Raw genomic sequence first — 12,972 nt, forward strand, 5'->3', positions numbered from 1 at the left:
ACCTTGAGTGCGGTTGAAGATGTCGGTGAAGCCGTCGGGATTGAACTTGCACCCGAATCACCGGCGAATGCCGTTCTGCTCTATCGGGCAGTGACGGACTCTGCGGTTATCGAAGTTGAGTCTTCGCATGCATACGAGAATGACTATGGCATGGAATTTTTCGAGATTTACCATCCTGGTCACAGTCCGCGATCTGAGCTCCAACAGAGGACGAGAAAACGCCGCAGTGCACTCGCTCCTTTAGGTGCTGGTAAATGAGCGACAGCGAGAATCCTCAGAACAATTGTGGAAGTCATATGCTAGTCACTGAAGCCGTCTTGGATCTATGTCGGGACCTAATCGGATCCGGGTTCGCAACGGTTGACCAGATCGCTGGCTGTACCACTGAAGAGGTCGCTGAGGTTATATCAAGTGCTCCGGACGGATTTCCGATTCCGGACGAATATCTGGCATTCCTGGAGAAACTGGGCAGGGGTGCTGGAAGTTTTTTCATGGGAACCGACCTTTTCTTTCCCTCATTGCTGGAGGCTAACGAGGCGGCAGCAGATATAAGCAGCGGGCCGGCGGAGGCGCTGACTTTGCAGAATCGCTTCTTTATCGGACACCATCAGGGCTATAAGGTGTATTATTTCGATCTGGGCTCGGAAGCTGTGTACGCATACCAAGAGGGACTCCCGGAAACTCAACGGTTGGCGAACTCGTTCGTCGACTTCCTGCGACAGGCCTTCGAGATTCAAAAGGGTGGGCCCCGTGACCGCACAAATATGCCGTGAAGGCTGAACTGAAACACCTCCACAGTCCGGATGCGGACCTGGAGAAAGGCCCGGTGCCCTCCGACGTGCTGTTCGTGCAGCTGATGGTCGGCCCAGCGGGCGGCCCCGGCGAAGAATCTTTTGATCTCATGGTGTGCACACCGGAGGCACGTGACTCGGTCGTAGATCCGAGCGATCCGGACTCGAGTCGCTACTTGTTGGTGCTCGAGCGAATCGATCCCGCACTGATCAAGCGCTACGTAGAAGACTTTCTGAAGGACATCGAACGACCAACATGGCGGGAGTTGGCCTTGGCGATTGGTCAACTCGCCAGGTGGGAGTTCCACGAATATAGATCGTAGCTATTCGGTGAACAGCAGAGTTCTGAGTCCAGAAGCTAGCCAAACATCGATTTATCGGGGGAACTGCCGTGGGGCAAGAATATGTAGACTTTCCAAATCTTGCTGGCCTCTATCTGGAGGATAGTTACGTTATGGACATTGTCGAGAGTGCTTCCGAGTTCAGGTTTGTGCTCGAAGCGGTCTTGGCGCCTGAACATCCGCACTATCATCCGCCTGCGGCCGGTGACCAGTATTGCTACGCGGACGGCGATCTAGTTTTCAGCGAAGTGCGCGGTGTCGAGTGGGTCGATCGCTCGTTCCAGAAATATAAGGATGCAACCGGTACCATGGACCTTGGAAACATCGATTCCTTGACCCGCTCGGATGGCGTATATACGGCGATAGGCGATTGGGGAAGAGTGCAGATTCACAGCAGTGCAGAGCCGGAGTTTCGAATCTCTGAGACCGACTGAATCCGCGTCCCATAGGCTATGGAAGGTGGCTCTAGGCTCAGCGTCTCGATTGACGACGAATCTCAACGCTGCGGAAAATGAGAGGATGATAGATGTCCGACTATGAGTTCATCGAACCGGAGGAGTCGGAACTTCTCGAAATCTTCGGGGCAAAGCGCGTAGCTGTTGCGGGAACAGTCGCTTCTTTTGTAGTGGATATTGTCGTCGACGACCGGAACGGGCTGGAGCTATCCTACGACGTTATAGCCCGATCTGCCCGTGTGCGATGGGCTCAGGACTCGGTGCTCCTTGCTGACTTTTTTCGTGAACAGGTGACCAGGATATCCGTCGAGAGCGCCGGGATCATCAGAATATCCACTTCGGGAACTGATCTGACTGGAGAACTTACGGTCGAGGTGTATCCGATTCGGATTACCGATGTATCCTTGGCTCGCTGAGCCGAGGGTGGATAGCGTGACACACATAGATTCGAGAGGCCGTATTGAGCTACGTTTTCGATATCGATGGTGAGACGGTTTGGAGTCCGTCCCTGCGGGTGGGCGACCTGTACGTCCGAATGCTTGAGGATGTGGGAATCGTTTTGGGGGTGCCTACCGGGCTCAATCCGGTTTCTTCTGATATGTGGGATGTCGACATCGATGCCTTTGAGAAACTTGTGAAGCTAATGTTTGAAACATACATCAGCACGGGGCATCAGGTGTTCAAGATTCTGGTCGAAGGTGTCCTGGCTCCCTCTATCGTCCTGCTCGAGCGTGGCGGTAAGGAAATCTTCGCCGACACTGACGAACAACGAGAGTTTTGCGATAGAGCGCTCAGATTGTCGATGGCTCGATGAGGCGCGGTATGGCCGCTTCGGTGAATCGGGCAGAACCGGAGGGGTAGTTGCTGATTGCTGTGGCGCGGATGTTCAGCGTTTCAGTTCACGGCGAATGTCGACGCTGAGGAAGTGTGGGGCTGCAAGTACTCGGCGGAGCATGAAGCGGATGAATGGCGGCATGTCGGTGGCGGTTTCGTCGCGGTACACGCGGGGGTTGTCGACCTCGTAGGAGCGCCGTCTGGACTCGAGTTGGCATCCTCCGGCGGCGAGAACGTTTCGTACCCAATCGGATTCGGGGCCGTACGTCAGTGCGATGACGTATCTGTTGTCGCGCCGGAAGGCCCATAGCGGTGTCCGGAAGGTTCGACCGGACTTGCGTCCACGATGTATCACCACTGCCCAGCCCGGCGGCCAGGGTGCGATGAACCTGGTGATCCGGTTGAGCCCTACCCGGTTGGCGCGGGCGAGCCAGCGTGGAGCAGGCATTCCAGGAACTCCTCAGTTGTGGAATTACTGCTCTCAGCGTATCTCTGCGGGCGACTGGAAATCAACGCTTGTAGAGTTTCTGGCACCATGCCTCCGATTGGACGACGGCCCGGCAAGGCCGATACCAGGGAAGTCCTGTTGGCGACGGCGCGCCGCCGATTCGCCGAAGCCGGCTACGACAAGACGACGGTGCGTGAGATCGCTGCGGAAGCCGCTGTTGATCCGGCGCTGATCAGGCACTACTTCGGCAGCAAAGCGGACTTGTTCCGCGCGACGATGGGCTGGCCGTTCGAGCCCGCGGACCTCGCGGCCAGGATCACCGCCGGTGACCCGCGCGGGATAGGGGAGCGGCTGACGCGGGTGTTCTTCGAAGCCTGGGACCGCCCGGAAACCCGCGCCCCGCTGTCGGCGATCCTGCGCGGCGCAGCCACACATGAGGATTCCGCCAACCTGGTGCGGCAATTCATCCAAGGCCAGGTGTACGCCCAGATCGCGGCGGCACTACCTAGCCCGGATGCGGAATTGCGGATCGACCTGGCGATGGCCCAACTCCTCGGCATCGCCTACTTGCGCTACATCCTGCGGGTAGAGCCCATCGCCTCGGAAAGCCTCGATGAGTTGATCGCCCGAGTCGCCCCGGCGATCAAGACGCATCTGGACGTCTGATTGCGCGTGGCGACCGCTGGCGATTTACGGCAGGGGACTCAGTTCTGCTGACCCAGCAGTTCCAGCGAGCGCTGGTGCGCGCTGACTGCCAGTGCGGTCTCCCGCGCAGCATCGGAGCCGCCTTGCCCGGCGAGGTAGGTGTGCAGATTGGCTTTCGCCTCGTACCAGGCGGCGCGTTCGATATCGCCGGCCTCGGCGGTGGGGCGGTTCAGAGTCAGGGCAGTCATTTCGACCATGACGTTCACCCGCGGTTCCTCCTCAACGATGTTTCAGATCTTTCGGTCGGTACACCGTGACCCGCGTTCGGAGTGTTACGCCAGTCGGGAGTACTCAACCAGTGTGCGCAGCTCCATCTCTGCGCAATAGAGGTCACGTGACGTTCGCTGAGGTGTCCTCTAGAGGTTGCTGGATCCCGTATCCGTGGCGCTGCTGGTCAGCAAGCTGCCCGCGTGCTGGTGCATTGCGATCTTGTTGCGCTCAATGAGCTGCAAGATTGCCAGTAGACCCGTGTTGGTGACCGGCGCAAAGCTCGGCGCCGATCGAGCGGCAAAGGCCATGAGGTTGCCTCGGCCGATTTCCTCGCGCCCGTGGCCGACGTGCTTCGTGTCGAGCCCCGAGCGCCGGTCCGGTCATCTTGTGCGGGAGGCAAGCCGTCGGAGTCGTTGGACGAGTTGACAGCGCGAGTGGGCCTGGTGATCAACACTCATCTAGACAGCTGATTCGTCCCAGTACTGGCTCTGGATCAAAGTGACGGTGCGTCGCCGTCCAGTATCTTGCGGATGAAGGTCATTGCGTCTGCGTTGGCTGGGTCGTCGGTGTAGGGGCGTGCAGCGGCTGCGGCTTGCCTCCGTGCGTCGGATTGGGCGTTCTGTATCGCATCTAGGAGTAGTCGCCGCAGTTGAACCTCACCTAGCCGCAATGCCTGCGGCGTGAGGCGAAGATCGGTGACGTTGCCGTGTCCGTCAACTGTGGCGCTGAGCTCACCGTTGCGTGATGCGGTGCGGACCGCGATCTGTGCTAGAGAGTGTTGAAGAGCTTCATTTTTGCTGCGCCATTCGGCTGCTGCGCGACGTTGCTCGTCGTTCCACTGGTCCAAGTAATCCACGATGGCTCCTGAGTTCCGACCTATCCGGATAGGCTTTCCGCATCACTCTCGATAGAAACCGACTTGATAATCACATGTTTCGTCTACCGTGAACGGCTCGTGTATATATCTTCCGAGTGCTGTTGCCTGTGCGGGGGAAACGTCGTAGCCGAATATTTCTATGCCCTCTTCTATGCCTAGCATCTTCTTCAGGGTCGGAAGTTCTAAATCGTGTAGAGGATACTCGACGACCAACGTCCCGGTCTTCTTGTCGTAGGCTTCCAGGTAGTTCACATGCTCTCCAAGGGTTGCGGCTCAATCGCATTCTCCAGCCGAAATATAACTTACCTTCCGGGCTTGCGGCCGGCCTCTGGGGGTTTATTCTGCGCACCCGAATTGGCGTCGTACTCGCCCAGGTGCTTGTCGTTCTTGCTGTACTTCTCGACGGCACCGTGCTGGTAGTCCCACTCGTAGAGATTGCCCTCGTCGTCTTTCCATCGCTGTCTGTACCGCGGCCCGACCTTCTTGACCGGGCGTGCGTTGGGAAACCCGGGCAGCCCACCTTTCGGTGGCGGCACATACTTGTGGCTGTTCCCGCCCGCATTTGTGCTGGCGTTGAATTGGGTCGGATTGGCCTCGAGGAGGGGCTGAAGGTCGGTGGCGACGCCGATGGCTGCGGCACCTGCCGCGACGGTGACGCCCGTTGCGAGAGCCGCTGCAGCATCGAACGCGATCAACACGGTGACGACGGCAGCGCCTGCGGAGCTACCGGTAGCAGCGGTCGTAGCCACTGCGCCGGTGCCGGCAGTGAAGAAGCCGACCACCACGCCGGCGATGAGGCCGACACCGATAGCCCCGGCCAGGATGGCAAGGATCTTGCGGTGGGCGTCCTCGATCTGCTGTGCCCAATCGTCACATGCACGACCGAGATTCTCGTATTGCGTTGCGACGTTATCGGCGGCGGTAAATACCGCGTCCATTTGGGCGAGCGCCTGGGGCAGCTCTTCCGATGCGTTCTCTTCCAGATTCACCCAGGCTTGCCCGGTCCCATCGCTGGCCTCGCGCAGTCCTGTGGCTGCGGTTCGCCACGCGGTGCCGAGTCTGCGCAACTTGTCCGGATCGCCGTTCGGCCAGGTATGGCCTTGCAGCCAACTGCTGATCATCTCCCAGCCGAATGGAGGATCGGTGTCACCGCCGAATGCGCCCTTGAACGTCGGAGAGGTTGCGGCGGGAAGAACTGCGGGATCGGGATCGGGTGTCTCTGGCGGCGTCTTGTTGAGCTTCTCGGTGTTGGCATGATTTACCGCAGTGAAGGCGAGAAGATCGTGCAACTTGCCGAAGGCGTTGACGATATTTGTTCCGCCGCTCACTCCGCTGAAGGCGGCCGGGTCGTAGCTACTCGCCCAGGTGCGGCCAGCGCTGTCGCTCCCCGCGCAGCCCCAGTCTTTGTCGAGTGCCGCGGCGAGGGTCTTGACCACACTGTCGGCATTGTTTCGGGCTGTTTCGTACAGCCGTGCAGCGTCGAAAAGCAGGTTCGCATTCATGGTGATGGGCGCCATCAGGGCCACATCCCCTTGTTGTGCTCGACGTTGGCCAGGTATCTGGCGCGTGCCGCTCTGGCGGCTGTTTCGAGGTCCGCGAGAGCCGACTTCATGTCCTGCATTTCGCGTTGCCAAGTGTCGTGTTTGGCGCGATGCGCTTCGGCGGCACTGCCTTGCCACTCGATATGCAGGTCGGCCACTTCGTGCTCGACGTCGGCGATGCGTTGCTCGATTTGCTGGCCGATCAGCCGGGCTTTCGCGACGAGGGCCAGGATCTGGTCGGTGTCAACCCTGTATGACGCCATTACGCATCATCCAGGTTGAATCGGATATACGTCAGGTCGTCCGCGTTGGCCTGATCCGCCTTCGTGAGGGCGTTCGCGGCTTGGTGTATCAGGACCGCGTCCTCGCTCAGCGCGACCGCGACTTTACGAGCGGAATCCACCCACTCGGTCCATAACGCAGCGTGGGTCTCGGCCGCCTCACCGATCCAGTCCGATGCCATGAGCGTGGCGGCTTGCTTGGACAACGCGTCGATGTCCGTCCAGAACTCTTCGGCTCTCGCCGCCATCCGGTCCGCGGTGGTGTGCATCTGCTCAGGGCTGCTGCGCACGGTGAGAACGTATCACGGGCTGGTGAGTCGAGTTCCACCCCGATTTGGGTCTCAGCTGGGCGTTGTCTACACTAGACCGGTTGCCTGGGCACAACTGTGCCTGCATGTCTTGGTGCATTGCATCGACGTGTGGCCCGCCCTGGCACCGAGAACTCGTTCAGAGAACTCACTCCGGTCGACAAGCGTCGACCGGACCAGCCCAATTGCTGTAGGCCCACGATCGGTATGCCTTGTGCTCGCCGGTGTTGCATGGGAACCGTAGCGAGAAAGGTGTCGAGGTCTAACCATGACCATGACTGATCCGATCGCGGACTTCTTGACTCGTCTGCGCAACGCCAACTCGGCGTACCACGATCAGGTGAAGGCTCCGCACTCGAAGCTCAAGGCGAACATCGCCGAGATCCTCAAGCGCGAGGGCTACATCGCCGATTACCGGACCGAGGACGCGACCGTGGGCAAGGCCCTCGTTGTCGACCTCAAGTACGGCCCCAGCCGTGAGCGCAGCCTGCAGGGCCTGCGCCGCGTCTCGAAGCCGGGTCTGCGTGTGTACGCGAAGTCCACCAACCTGCCCAAGGTCCTGGGCGGCCTCGGCGTGGCGATCATCTCCACGTCGACCGGTCTGCTCACCGATCGCCAGGCGGCCAAGCAAGGTGTAGGCGGGGAAGTCCTCGCCTACGTCTGGTAAGGGGAGGTAGGACAAATGTCGCGTATTGGCAAGAAGCCCATCGCAATTCCGGCCGGCGTCGAGATCACCATCGACGGCCAGCGCGTGTCGGTGAAGGGGCCCAAGGGCACCCTGTCGCACACCGTTGCCGAGCCGATCACCATCTCCAAGGGTGAAGACGGCCAGCTCGAGGTCGTCCGCCCGAACGACGAGCGCCAGAACCGCTCGCTGCACGGCCTGACCCGTACCCTCGTCGCCAACATGGTCGAAGGCGTGACCAAGGGCTACGAGAAGAAGATGGAAATCTTCGGCGTCGGTTACCGCGTGCAGGCCAAGGGCTCGAACCTGGAGTTCGCTCTGGGTTACAGCCACCCGGTGCCGATCGAGGCGCCGGAGGGCATCACCTTCGCGGTGGAGTCGCCCACCAAGTTCTCCGTGTCCGGTATCGACAAGCAGGCGGTCGGTCAGATCTCCGCTGTGATCCACGGACTGCGCAAGCCCGACCCGTACAAGGGCAAGGGCATCCGCTACGCCGGCGAGGTCGTTCGCCGCAAGGTCGGAAAGACGGGTAAGTGATCATGGCGCAAACCGAAAACCAGATCGCCAAGCGCAAGCCGCGCGGCAAGGACGTGTCCACGACGCGTCGTCTGTCGAAGACCCGCCGTCACTTCCGTCTGCGCAAGAAGGTCGAAGGCACCACCGAGCGTCCGCGCCTGGTGGTCAACCGCTCCTCGCGGCACCTGCACGCGCAGCTGGTCGACGATTCGATCGGCAAGACCATCGCCGCCGCGTCCTCGATCGAGGCCGACGTGCGTGCGCTGGACGGCGACAAGTCGGCCAAGAGCAAGAAGGTCGGCGAACTGCTGGCCGCGCGTGCCAAGGCCGCCGGCGTCGAGGCCGTCGTGTTCGACCGTGGTGGTCACGACTACCACGGCCGCATCGCGGCGCTCGCCGACGCTGCTCGCGAAGGTGGGTTGAAGTTCTGATGATCAAGACCAACGGAAGGAACGTCTGATGCCGGGACGTCAACGGCGTGACGGCGGCAACGGACCCGCCGGACAGCAGAATGGTGCCGCCGGTGGCGGCGACAACCAGCGTGGTGGCGGCCGCGACCGCCGCGGTGGCAACGACCGCCGCGACCAGCAGGCCGAGAAGAACCAGCTCGAGCGCGTAGTCGCGATCAACCGCGTCTCCAAGGTCGTGAAGGGTGGTCGTCGCTTCAGCTTCACCGCCCTCGTGATCGTCGGTGACGGCAACGGTCTGGTCGGCGTCGGCTACGGCAAGGCCAAGGAAGTTCCGGCGGCCATCCAGAAGGGTGTCGAAGAGGCTCGCAAGAGCTTCTTCCGCGTCCCGATGATCGGCAGCACCATCGTCCACCCGGTTCAGGGTGAGGCGGCGGCCGGTGTCGTCATGCTGCGTCCGGCCTCGCCCGGTACCGGTGTGATCGCCGGTGGCGCGGCGCGTGCCGTGCTGGAATGCGCTGGTATCCATGACATTCTGGCGAAGTCGCTCGGTAGCGACAACGCCATCAACGTCGTGCACGCGACCGTTGCGGCGCTCAAGATGCTGCAGCGTCCGGAAGAGGTCGCGGCTCGCCGTGGCCTGCCGCTCGAGGACGTTGCCCCTGCGGGCATGCTGCGTGCGCGCGCCCAGGCTGCGGGAGGTGCCAGGTAATGGCGGATCTCAAGGTAACCCAGATCAAGAGCACGATCGGCGCCAAGCAGAACCAGCGTGAGAGCTTGCGCACGCTCGGCCTGCGCAAGATCCGGCAGACCGTGGTTCGCGAGGACAACCCGCAGAACCGTGGCCTGATCAACGTCGTGCGCCACCTCGTGACAGTTGAGGAGGTCTGACATGACCATCAAGTTGCATCACCTGCGCCCCGCGCCCGGTGCCAAGACCGAGAAGACTCGGGTCGGCCGTGGTGAGGGTTCCAAGGGTAAGACCGCGGGCCGTGGTACCAAGGGCACCAAGGCACGCAAGAACGTCCCGGCCGCCTTCGAGGGTGGGCAGATGCCGCTGCACATGCGGCTGCCCAAGCTCAAGGGCTTCACGAACCGGTTCCGCACGGAATACCAGGTCGTGAACGTCGGTGCCATCGCCAAGCTGTTCCCCGAGGGCGGCGAGGTCGGCAAGGCCGAGCTCGTGGCCGCCGGCGCGGTTCGCAAGAACCAGCTGGTGAAGGTCCTCGGCGACGGCGAGATCGGCGTCGCGGTCCAGGTGACCGTCGACAAGGTCACCGGCGCTGCCAAGGAAAAGATCACCGCGGCCGGTGGCTCCGTCACCGAGCTGGGCTGACGGTACTCTGACAATCAATGGCACCGGACGAGTGAAAGCTCGTCCGGTGCCACTGTTAGAGTTCAAGTTGTTGTCTGCCAAGCCTCGTCATGGTTTTCAGCGTCCCCAGATGCCGATTCGTCGGATCTGGGGTTTGCTTGAAATTTCCATGTCCTGACCATGTCGTTCGCCAGGAGGATCTGTGCTTTCCGCCTTCGTATCGGCCTTCCGGACTCCGGACTTACGGCGGAAGATTCTCTTCACGCTGGGGTTGATCGCGCTGTACCGTCTGGGTGCCGCGCTGCCGTCCCCCGGCGTCGATTACAAGAACGTGCAGGCGTGCGTCAAGCAGGTGTCCGGCGGTGAAGACGCCGGTATCTACCAGCTGATCAACCTGTTCTCCGGTGGCGCGTTGCTGCAGCTGTCGGTGTTCGCGATCGGCATCATGCCGTACATCACCGCGAGCATCATCATCCAGCTGCTGACCGTCGTCATCCCGCGGTTCGAGGAACTGCGCAAGGAAGGCCAGTCCGGCCAGACCAAGATGACGCAGTACACCCGGTACCTGTCGATCGCGCTCGCGGTCCTGCAGGCCACCGGCCTCGTCGCGCTCGCCTCCCGTGGCCAGCTGCTGCAGGGCTGCGACAAGGAGATCATCTCCAACAACGGCATCTTCGCCATGATCATCATCGTGCTGGTGATGACCGCGGGTGCCGCGCTGGTCATGTGGTTCGGCGAGCAGATCACCGAGCGGGGTGTCGGCAACGGCATGTCGCTGCTGATCTTCGCCGGTATCGCCGCCCGCATCCCGACCGAGGGCAAGTCCATCCTGGACAGCCGCGGCGGTCTGGTCTTCGGGCTGGTGTGTGTCGCCGCGCTGGCGATCGTCACCGCGGTCATCTTCGTCGAGCAGGGCCAGCGGCGCATTCCGGTGCAGTACGCCAAGCGCGTGGTCGGCCGGAAGATGTACGGCGGCTCCTCGACCTACCTGCCGCTGAAGGTCAACCAGGCCGGTGTCATCCCGGTGATCTTCGCGTCCTCCCTGCTGTACCTGCCCAACCTGGTCTCCCAGCTCACGTCCTCGACGAACAACCCGGACCCGAGCTGGTGGCAGGAGATCATCGCCAAATACCTGGTGAACCCGGGCAACCCGGTCTACATCGCGATCTACTTCGGTCTGATCGTGTTCTTCACCTACTTCTACGTCGCGATCACCTTCAACCCGGAGGAACGCGCGGACGAGATGAAGAAGTTCGGTGGCTTCATCCCGGGGTACCGCCCCGGCAAGCCCACCGCGGATTACCTCAATCATGTGCTGAGTCGCATCACCCTCCCCGGCTCGATCTACCTCGGTCTCGTAGCTGTCCTGCCGAATCTGTTCCTCGACATCGGTGCCTCCGGTAATACCCAGAACCTCCCGTTCGGCGGCACCGCGGTGCTGATCATGGTGAGCGTCGGCCTGGACACGGTGAAGCAGATCGAGAGTCAGCTGATGAATCGAAATTACGAAGGGTTCCTCAAGTGAGAGTTGTACTGCTCGGTCCGCCGGGTGCCGGCAAAGGCACCCAGGCCGTCCTCCTGTCGGAAAAACTGGGCGTCCCGCACATCTCCACCGGGGATCTGTTCCGCGCGAACATCAGCCAGCAGACGCTGCTCGGCCGTGAAGCACAGAAGTACATGGACGCAGGCGATCTGGTGCCGAGCGACATCACCAACCGCATGGTCGAGGCCAGGGTCAACGAGCCCGACGCCGCGAACGGCTTTGTCCTGGACGGCTACCCGCGCACGGTCGACCAGGCCGACGCGCTGGAGAAGATCCTCAAGGACATCGACACCAAGCTCGACGCGGTGCTGTGCTTCGTCGTGGCCGAGGACACCGTCGTCGAGCGGATGCTCGCCCGCGGGCGCGCCGACGACAACGAAGACGTGATCCGCAACCGGCTCCGGGTGTACCGCGAGGAGACCGAGCCGCTGCTCGAGCACTACGACGGACTGGTCGTCTCGGTGGACGGCGTCGGCGAGGTCGACGAGGTCAACGCGCGCGCACTGCGTGCGCTGGGACACTGAGGCCGAATGGTCTTCAACCGTAAAAAGAAGGTCGTGCCGTTCCGCACGGCAGGCGAGCTCGATGCCATGGCCGCGGCGGGCGCGATCGTCGGTCGCGCCTTGGTCGCCGTGCGTGCGGCCGCCAAGCCGGGGGTATCCACCCTCGAACTCGACGAGGTCGCCGAGCAGCTCATCCGCGATGCGGGTGCGGTGCCGTCCTTCAAGGGCTACCACGGCTTCCCCGGTTCGATCTGCGCGTCGGTGAACGACCGTGTGGTGCACGGGATTCCGACCGCGGATGAAATCCTGACCGAGGGCGACCTGGTCTCGATCGACTGCGGCGCCATTCTGGACGGCTGGCACGGTGATTCGGCGTGGACGTTCGGCGTCGGCAACATCATCGAAGCCGATCGGCTGCTCAGCGAAGCGACCAAGCTCTCCATGGAGGCCGGCATCGCGGCGATGCTGCCCGGCAACCGGCTCTCCGATGTCTCCCACGCCATCGAACTGGGCACCCGCGCCGCCGAGCAGGAGCACGGCCGCGCCTACGGCATCGTCGACGGTTACGGCGGGCACGCCATCGGCCGCGAAATGCACCTCGACCCGTTCCTCGCCAACGAGGGCGACCCGGGCAAGGGACCGAAACTCGTGGTCGGCTCGGTCCTCGCGATCGAACCGATGCTCACCCTCGGCACCACACAGACCCAGGTGCTCGAGGACGACTGGACCGTGGTCACCGTCGACGGCACCCGCGCCGCCCACTGGGAACACACCGTCGCCGTCACCGAGAACGGCCCACGCATCCTCACCCTCCGCCCGGAGTAGGCGGAGTGCGGGCGCGCCGACTATAGGCGCCGCTCGACTCCTGCCCCTCCACGCGGAAGGTCGGGCGGCGCAACAGTTGCGCCAGACACTGGCGGCCGGTGACACGCGCGGCGAGGAGTCGATGCGCACCGACGCCGGCGGGGGTGGCGGCCCCCGCTGGACGATCTCGCCTCGTGATTCGCCTGCGGCACATTGCTGCCGCTACCGAATCGTGGACGATACCCAGCTGCGTCGCTGGATCGGTGTCGTCGTTCCTTGCGCCTGCTGCGCTCGACCGTGACGTTGTGCCGAGCGGCGTTGCTCGGTGTCGAATCAGGTCGACATTTGTGCCTGATCCCGCGGTACCTGAACTCTGACTTTCTCCGGTACCTGAACTCTGCTGAAAGC

23 protein-coding genes are annotated in these 12,972 nt (G+C 62.1%); 16 read left to right on the plus strand and 7 right to left on the minus strand.

Annotated features, from left to right (window positions below; all coding sequences use genetic code 11):
* Positions 1–3 precede the first annotated feature (3 nt).
* The 6 genes from DMB37_RS25255 (at position 4) to DMB37_RS25280 (ending at position 2,401) form a co-directional block, all read left to right on the plus strand.
* The gene (locus DMB37_RS25255; protein WP_135234796.1) at positions 4–258 is read left to right on the plus strand and encodes a hypothetical protein; all 255 of its coding nucleotides are present in this window, start codon (positions 4–6) and stop codon (positions 256–258) included.
* Entirely contained in the window at positions 255–773 is a 519-nt protein-coding gene (locus tag DMB37_RS25260) for an SMI1/KNR4 family protein (protein WP_135234797.1), read from the plus strand. The genes DMB37_RS25255 and DMB37_RS25260 overlap by 4 nt, the downstream gene beginning before the upstream one ends.
* On the plus strand, positions 770–1,114 hold the full coding sequence (locus DMB37_RS25265; protein ID WP_135234798.1) for an Imm8 family immunity protein: 345 nt from the start codon (positions 770–772) through the stop codon (positions 1,112–1,114). The genes DMB37_RS25260 and DMB37_RS25265 overlap by 4 nt, the downstream gene beginning before the upstream one ends.
* A 131-nt stretch (positions 1,115–1,245) precedes the next feature.
* The gene (locus tag DMB37_RS25270) at positions 1,246–1,566 is read left to right on the plus strand and encodes a hypothetical protein (RefSeq protein ID WP_135234799.1); all 321 of its coding nucleotides are present in this window, start codon (positions 1,246–1,248) and stop codon (positions 1,564–1,566) included.
* 92 nt (positions 1,567–1,658) lie between these two features.
* A complete protein-coding gene (locus DMB37_RS25275; RefSeq protein ID WP_135234800.1) occupies positions 1,659–2,003 on the plus strand; it encodes a hypothetical protein in 345 nt (114 codons plus the stop codon).
* A 44-nt stretch (positions 2,004–2,047) separates the two neighbouring features.
* Positions 2,048–2,401 (plus strand): DUF6086 family protein, encoded by a 354-nt coding sequence (locus tag DMB37_RS25280; protein WP_135234801.1) that lies wholly within the window; start codon positions 2,048–2,050, stop codon positions 2,399–2,401.
* A 72-nt stretch (positions 2,402–2,473) separates the two neighbouring features.
* Here DMB37_RS25280 and DMB37_RS25285 read toward each other — a convergent pair whose 3' ends face one another.
* The gene (locus DMB37_RS25285) at positions 2,474–2,869 is read right to left on the minus strand and encodes a nitroreductase family deazaflavin-dependent oxidoreductase (RefSeq protein ID WP_135234802.1); all 396 of its coding nucleotides are present in this window, start codon (positions 2,867–2,869) and stop codon (positions 2,474–2,476) included.
* 87 nt (positions 2,870–2,956) lie between these two features.
* On the opposite strand from DMB37_RS25285, the gene DMB37_RS25290 reads away from it, so the two are divergent.
* Positions 2,957–3,535 (plus strand): TetR/AcrR family transcriptional regulator, encoded by a 579-nt coding sequence (locus DMB37_RS25290; RefSeq protein ID WP_135234803.1) that lies wholly within the window; start codon positions 2,957–2,959, stop codon positions 3,533–3,535.
* Positions 3,536–3,573: 38 nt separating this feature from the next.
* Here DMB37_RS25290 and DMB37_RS25295 read toward each other — a convergent pair whose 3' ends face one another.
* The 6 genes from DMB37_RS25295 to DMB37_RS25320 all read right to left on the minus strand — a co-directional run bounded on the left by DMB37_RS25295 (position 3,574) and on the right by DMB37_RS25320 (position 6,773).
* The gene (locus DMB37_RS25295; protein WP_240772574.1) at positions 3,574–3,771 is read right to left on the minus strand and encodes a hypothetical protein; all 198 of its coding nucleotides are present in this window, start codon (positions 3,769–3,771) and stop codon (positions 3,574–3,576) included.
* 506 nt (positions 3,772–4,277) lie between these two features.
* A complete protein-coding gene (locus DMB37_RS25300; RefSeq protein WP_167768932.1) occupies positions 4,278–4,640 on the minus strand; it encodes a YbaB/EbfC family nucleoid-associated protein in 363 nt (120 codons plus the stop codon).
* Positions 4,641–4,682: 42 nt separating this feature from the next.
* Positions 4,683–4,913 (minus strand): hypothetical protein, encoded by a 231-nt coding sequence (locus DMB37_RS25305; RefSeq protein WP_135234805.1) that lies wholly within the window; start codon positions 4,911–4,913, stop codon positions 4,683–4,685.
* 50 nt (positions 4,914–4,963) lie between these two features.
* The gene (locus DMB37_RS25310) at positions 4,964–6,178 is read right to left on the minus strand and encodes a colicin E3/pyocin S6 family cytotoxin (RefSeq protein ID WP_135234806.1); all 1,215 of its coding nucleotides are present in this window, start codon (positions 6,176–6,178) and stop codon (positions 4,964–4,966) included.
* The gene (locus DMB37_RS25315; protein ID WP_135234807.1) at positions 6,178–6,465 is read right to left on the minus strand and encodes a WXG100 family type VII secretion target; all 288 of its coding nucleotides are present in this window, start codon (positions 6,463–6,465) and stop codon (positions 6,178–6,180) included. The genes DMB37_RS25310 and DMB37_RS25315 overlap by 1 nt, the downstream gene beginning before the upstream one ends.
* On the minus strand, positions 6,465–6,773 hold the full coding sequence (locus DMB37_RS25320) for a WXG100 family type VII secretion target (protein WP_135234808.1): 309 nt from the start codon (positions 6,771–6,773) through the stop codon (positions 6,465–6,467). The genes DMB37_RS25315 and DMB37_RS25320 overlap by 1 nt, the downstream gene beginning before the upstream one ends.
* Before the next feature lie 286 nt (positions 6,774–7,059).
* Between DMB37_RS25320 and rpsH the strand changes: the two genes are divergently transcribed.
* The 9 genes from rpsH (at position 7,060) to map (ending at position 12,585) form a co-directional block, all read left to right on the plus strand.
* On the plus strand, positions 7,060–7,458 hold the full coding sequence (rpsH, locus tag DMB37_RS25325; protein WP_069161946.1) for a 30S ribosomal protein S8: 399 nt from the start codon (positions 7,060–7,062) through the stop codon (positions 7,456–7,458).
* 15 nt (positions 7,459–7,473) lie between these two features.
* Positions 7,474–8,013: a 50S ribosomal protein L6 gene (gene rplF / locus DMB37_RS25330; RefSeq protein WP_107654157.1), complete on the plus strand. Its 540-nt coding sequence runs from the start codon at positions 7,474–7,476 to the stop codon at positions 8,011–8,013.
* A 2-nt stretch (positions 8,014–8,015) separates the two neighbouring features.
* On the plus strand, positions 8,016–8,423 hold the full coding sequence (gene rplR / locus DMB37_RS25335; RefSeq protein ID WP_135234809.1) for a 50S ribosomal protein L18: 408 nt from the start codon (positions 8,016–8,018) through the stop codon (positions 8,421–8,423).
* Between the two features lie 28 nt (positions 8,424–8,451).
* Positions 8,452–9,111: a 30S ribosomal protein S5 gene (gene rpsE, locus DMB37_RS25340; RefSeq protein ID WP_107654159.1), complete on the plus strand. Its 660-nt coding sequence runs from the start codon at positions 8,452–8,454 to the stop codon at positions 9,109–9,111.
* Positions 9,111–9,290 carry a 50S ribosomal protein L30 gene (gene rpmD / locus DMB37_RS25345; RefSeq protein ID WP_135234810.1) on the plus strand — a complete coding sequence of 60 codons (180 nt, stop codon included), beginning with the start codon at positions 9,111–9,113 and terminating at the stop codon, positions 9,288–9,290. The genes rpsE and rpmD overlap by 1 nt, the downstream gene beginning before the upstream one ends.
* A gap of 1 nt (position 9,291) precedes the next feature.
* Positions 9,292–9,735 carry a 50S ribosomal protein L15 gene (rplO, locus tag DMB37_RS25350; RefSeq protein ID WP_107654161.1) on the plus strand — a complete coding sequence of 148 codons (444 nt, stop codon included), beginning with the start codon at positions 9,292–9,294 and terminating at the stop codon, positions 9,733–9,735.
* A gap of 181 nt (positions 9,736–9,916) precedes the next feature.
* Positions 9,917–11,239, plus strand: coding sequence for a preprotein translocase subunit SecY (secY, locus tag DMB37_RS25355; protein ID WP_135234811.1), 1,323 nt, complete (start codon positions 9,917–9,919; stop codon positions 11,237–11,239).
* Positions 11,236–11,781: an adenylate kinase gene (locus tag DMB37_RS25360; RefSeq protein WP_135234812.1), complete on the plus strand. Its 546-nt coding sequence runs from the start codon at positions 11,236–11,238 to the stop codon at positions 11,779–11,781. Before secY ends, DMB37_RS25360 begins: the two co-directional genes overlap by 4 nt.
* Before the next feature lie 6 nt (positions 11,782–11,787).
* On the plus strand, positions 11,788–12,585 hold the full coding sequence (gene map / locus DMB37_RS25365) for a type I methionyl aminopeptidase (RefSeq protein ID WP_135234813.1): 798 nt from the start codon (positions 11,788–11,790) through the stop codon (positions 12,583–12,585).
* Positions 12,586–12,972: the final 387 nt, after the last annotated feature.

It is taken from the genome of Nocardia sp. CS682 (genome assembly GCF_004634405.1).
Classification (GTDB): domain Bacteria; phylum Actinomycetota; class Actinomycetes; order Mycobacteriales; family Mycobacteriaceae; genus Nocardia; species Nocardia ninae.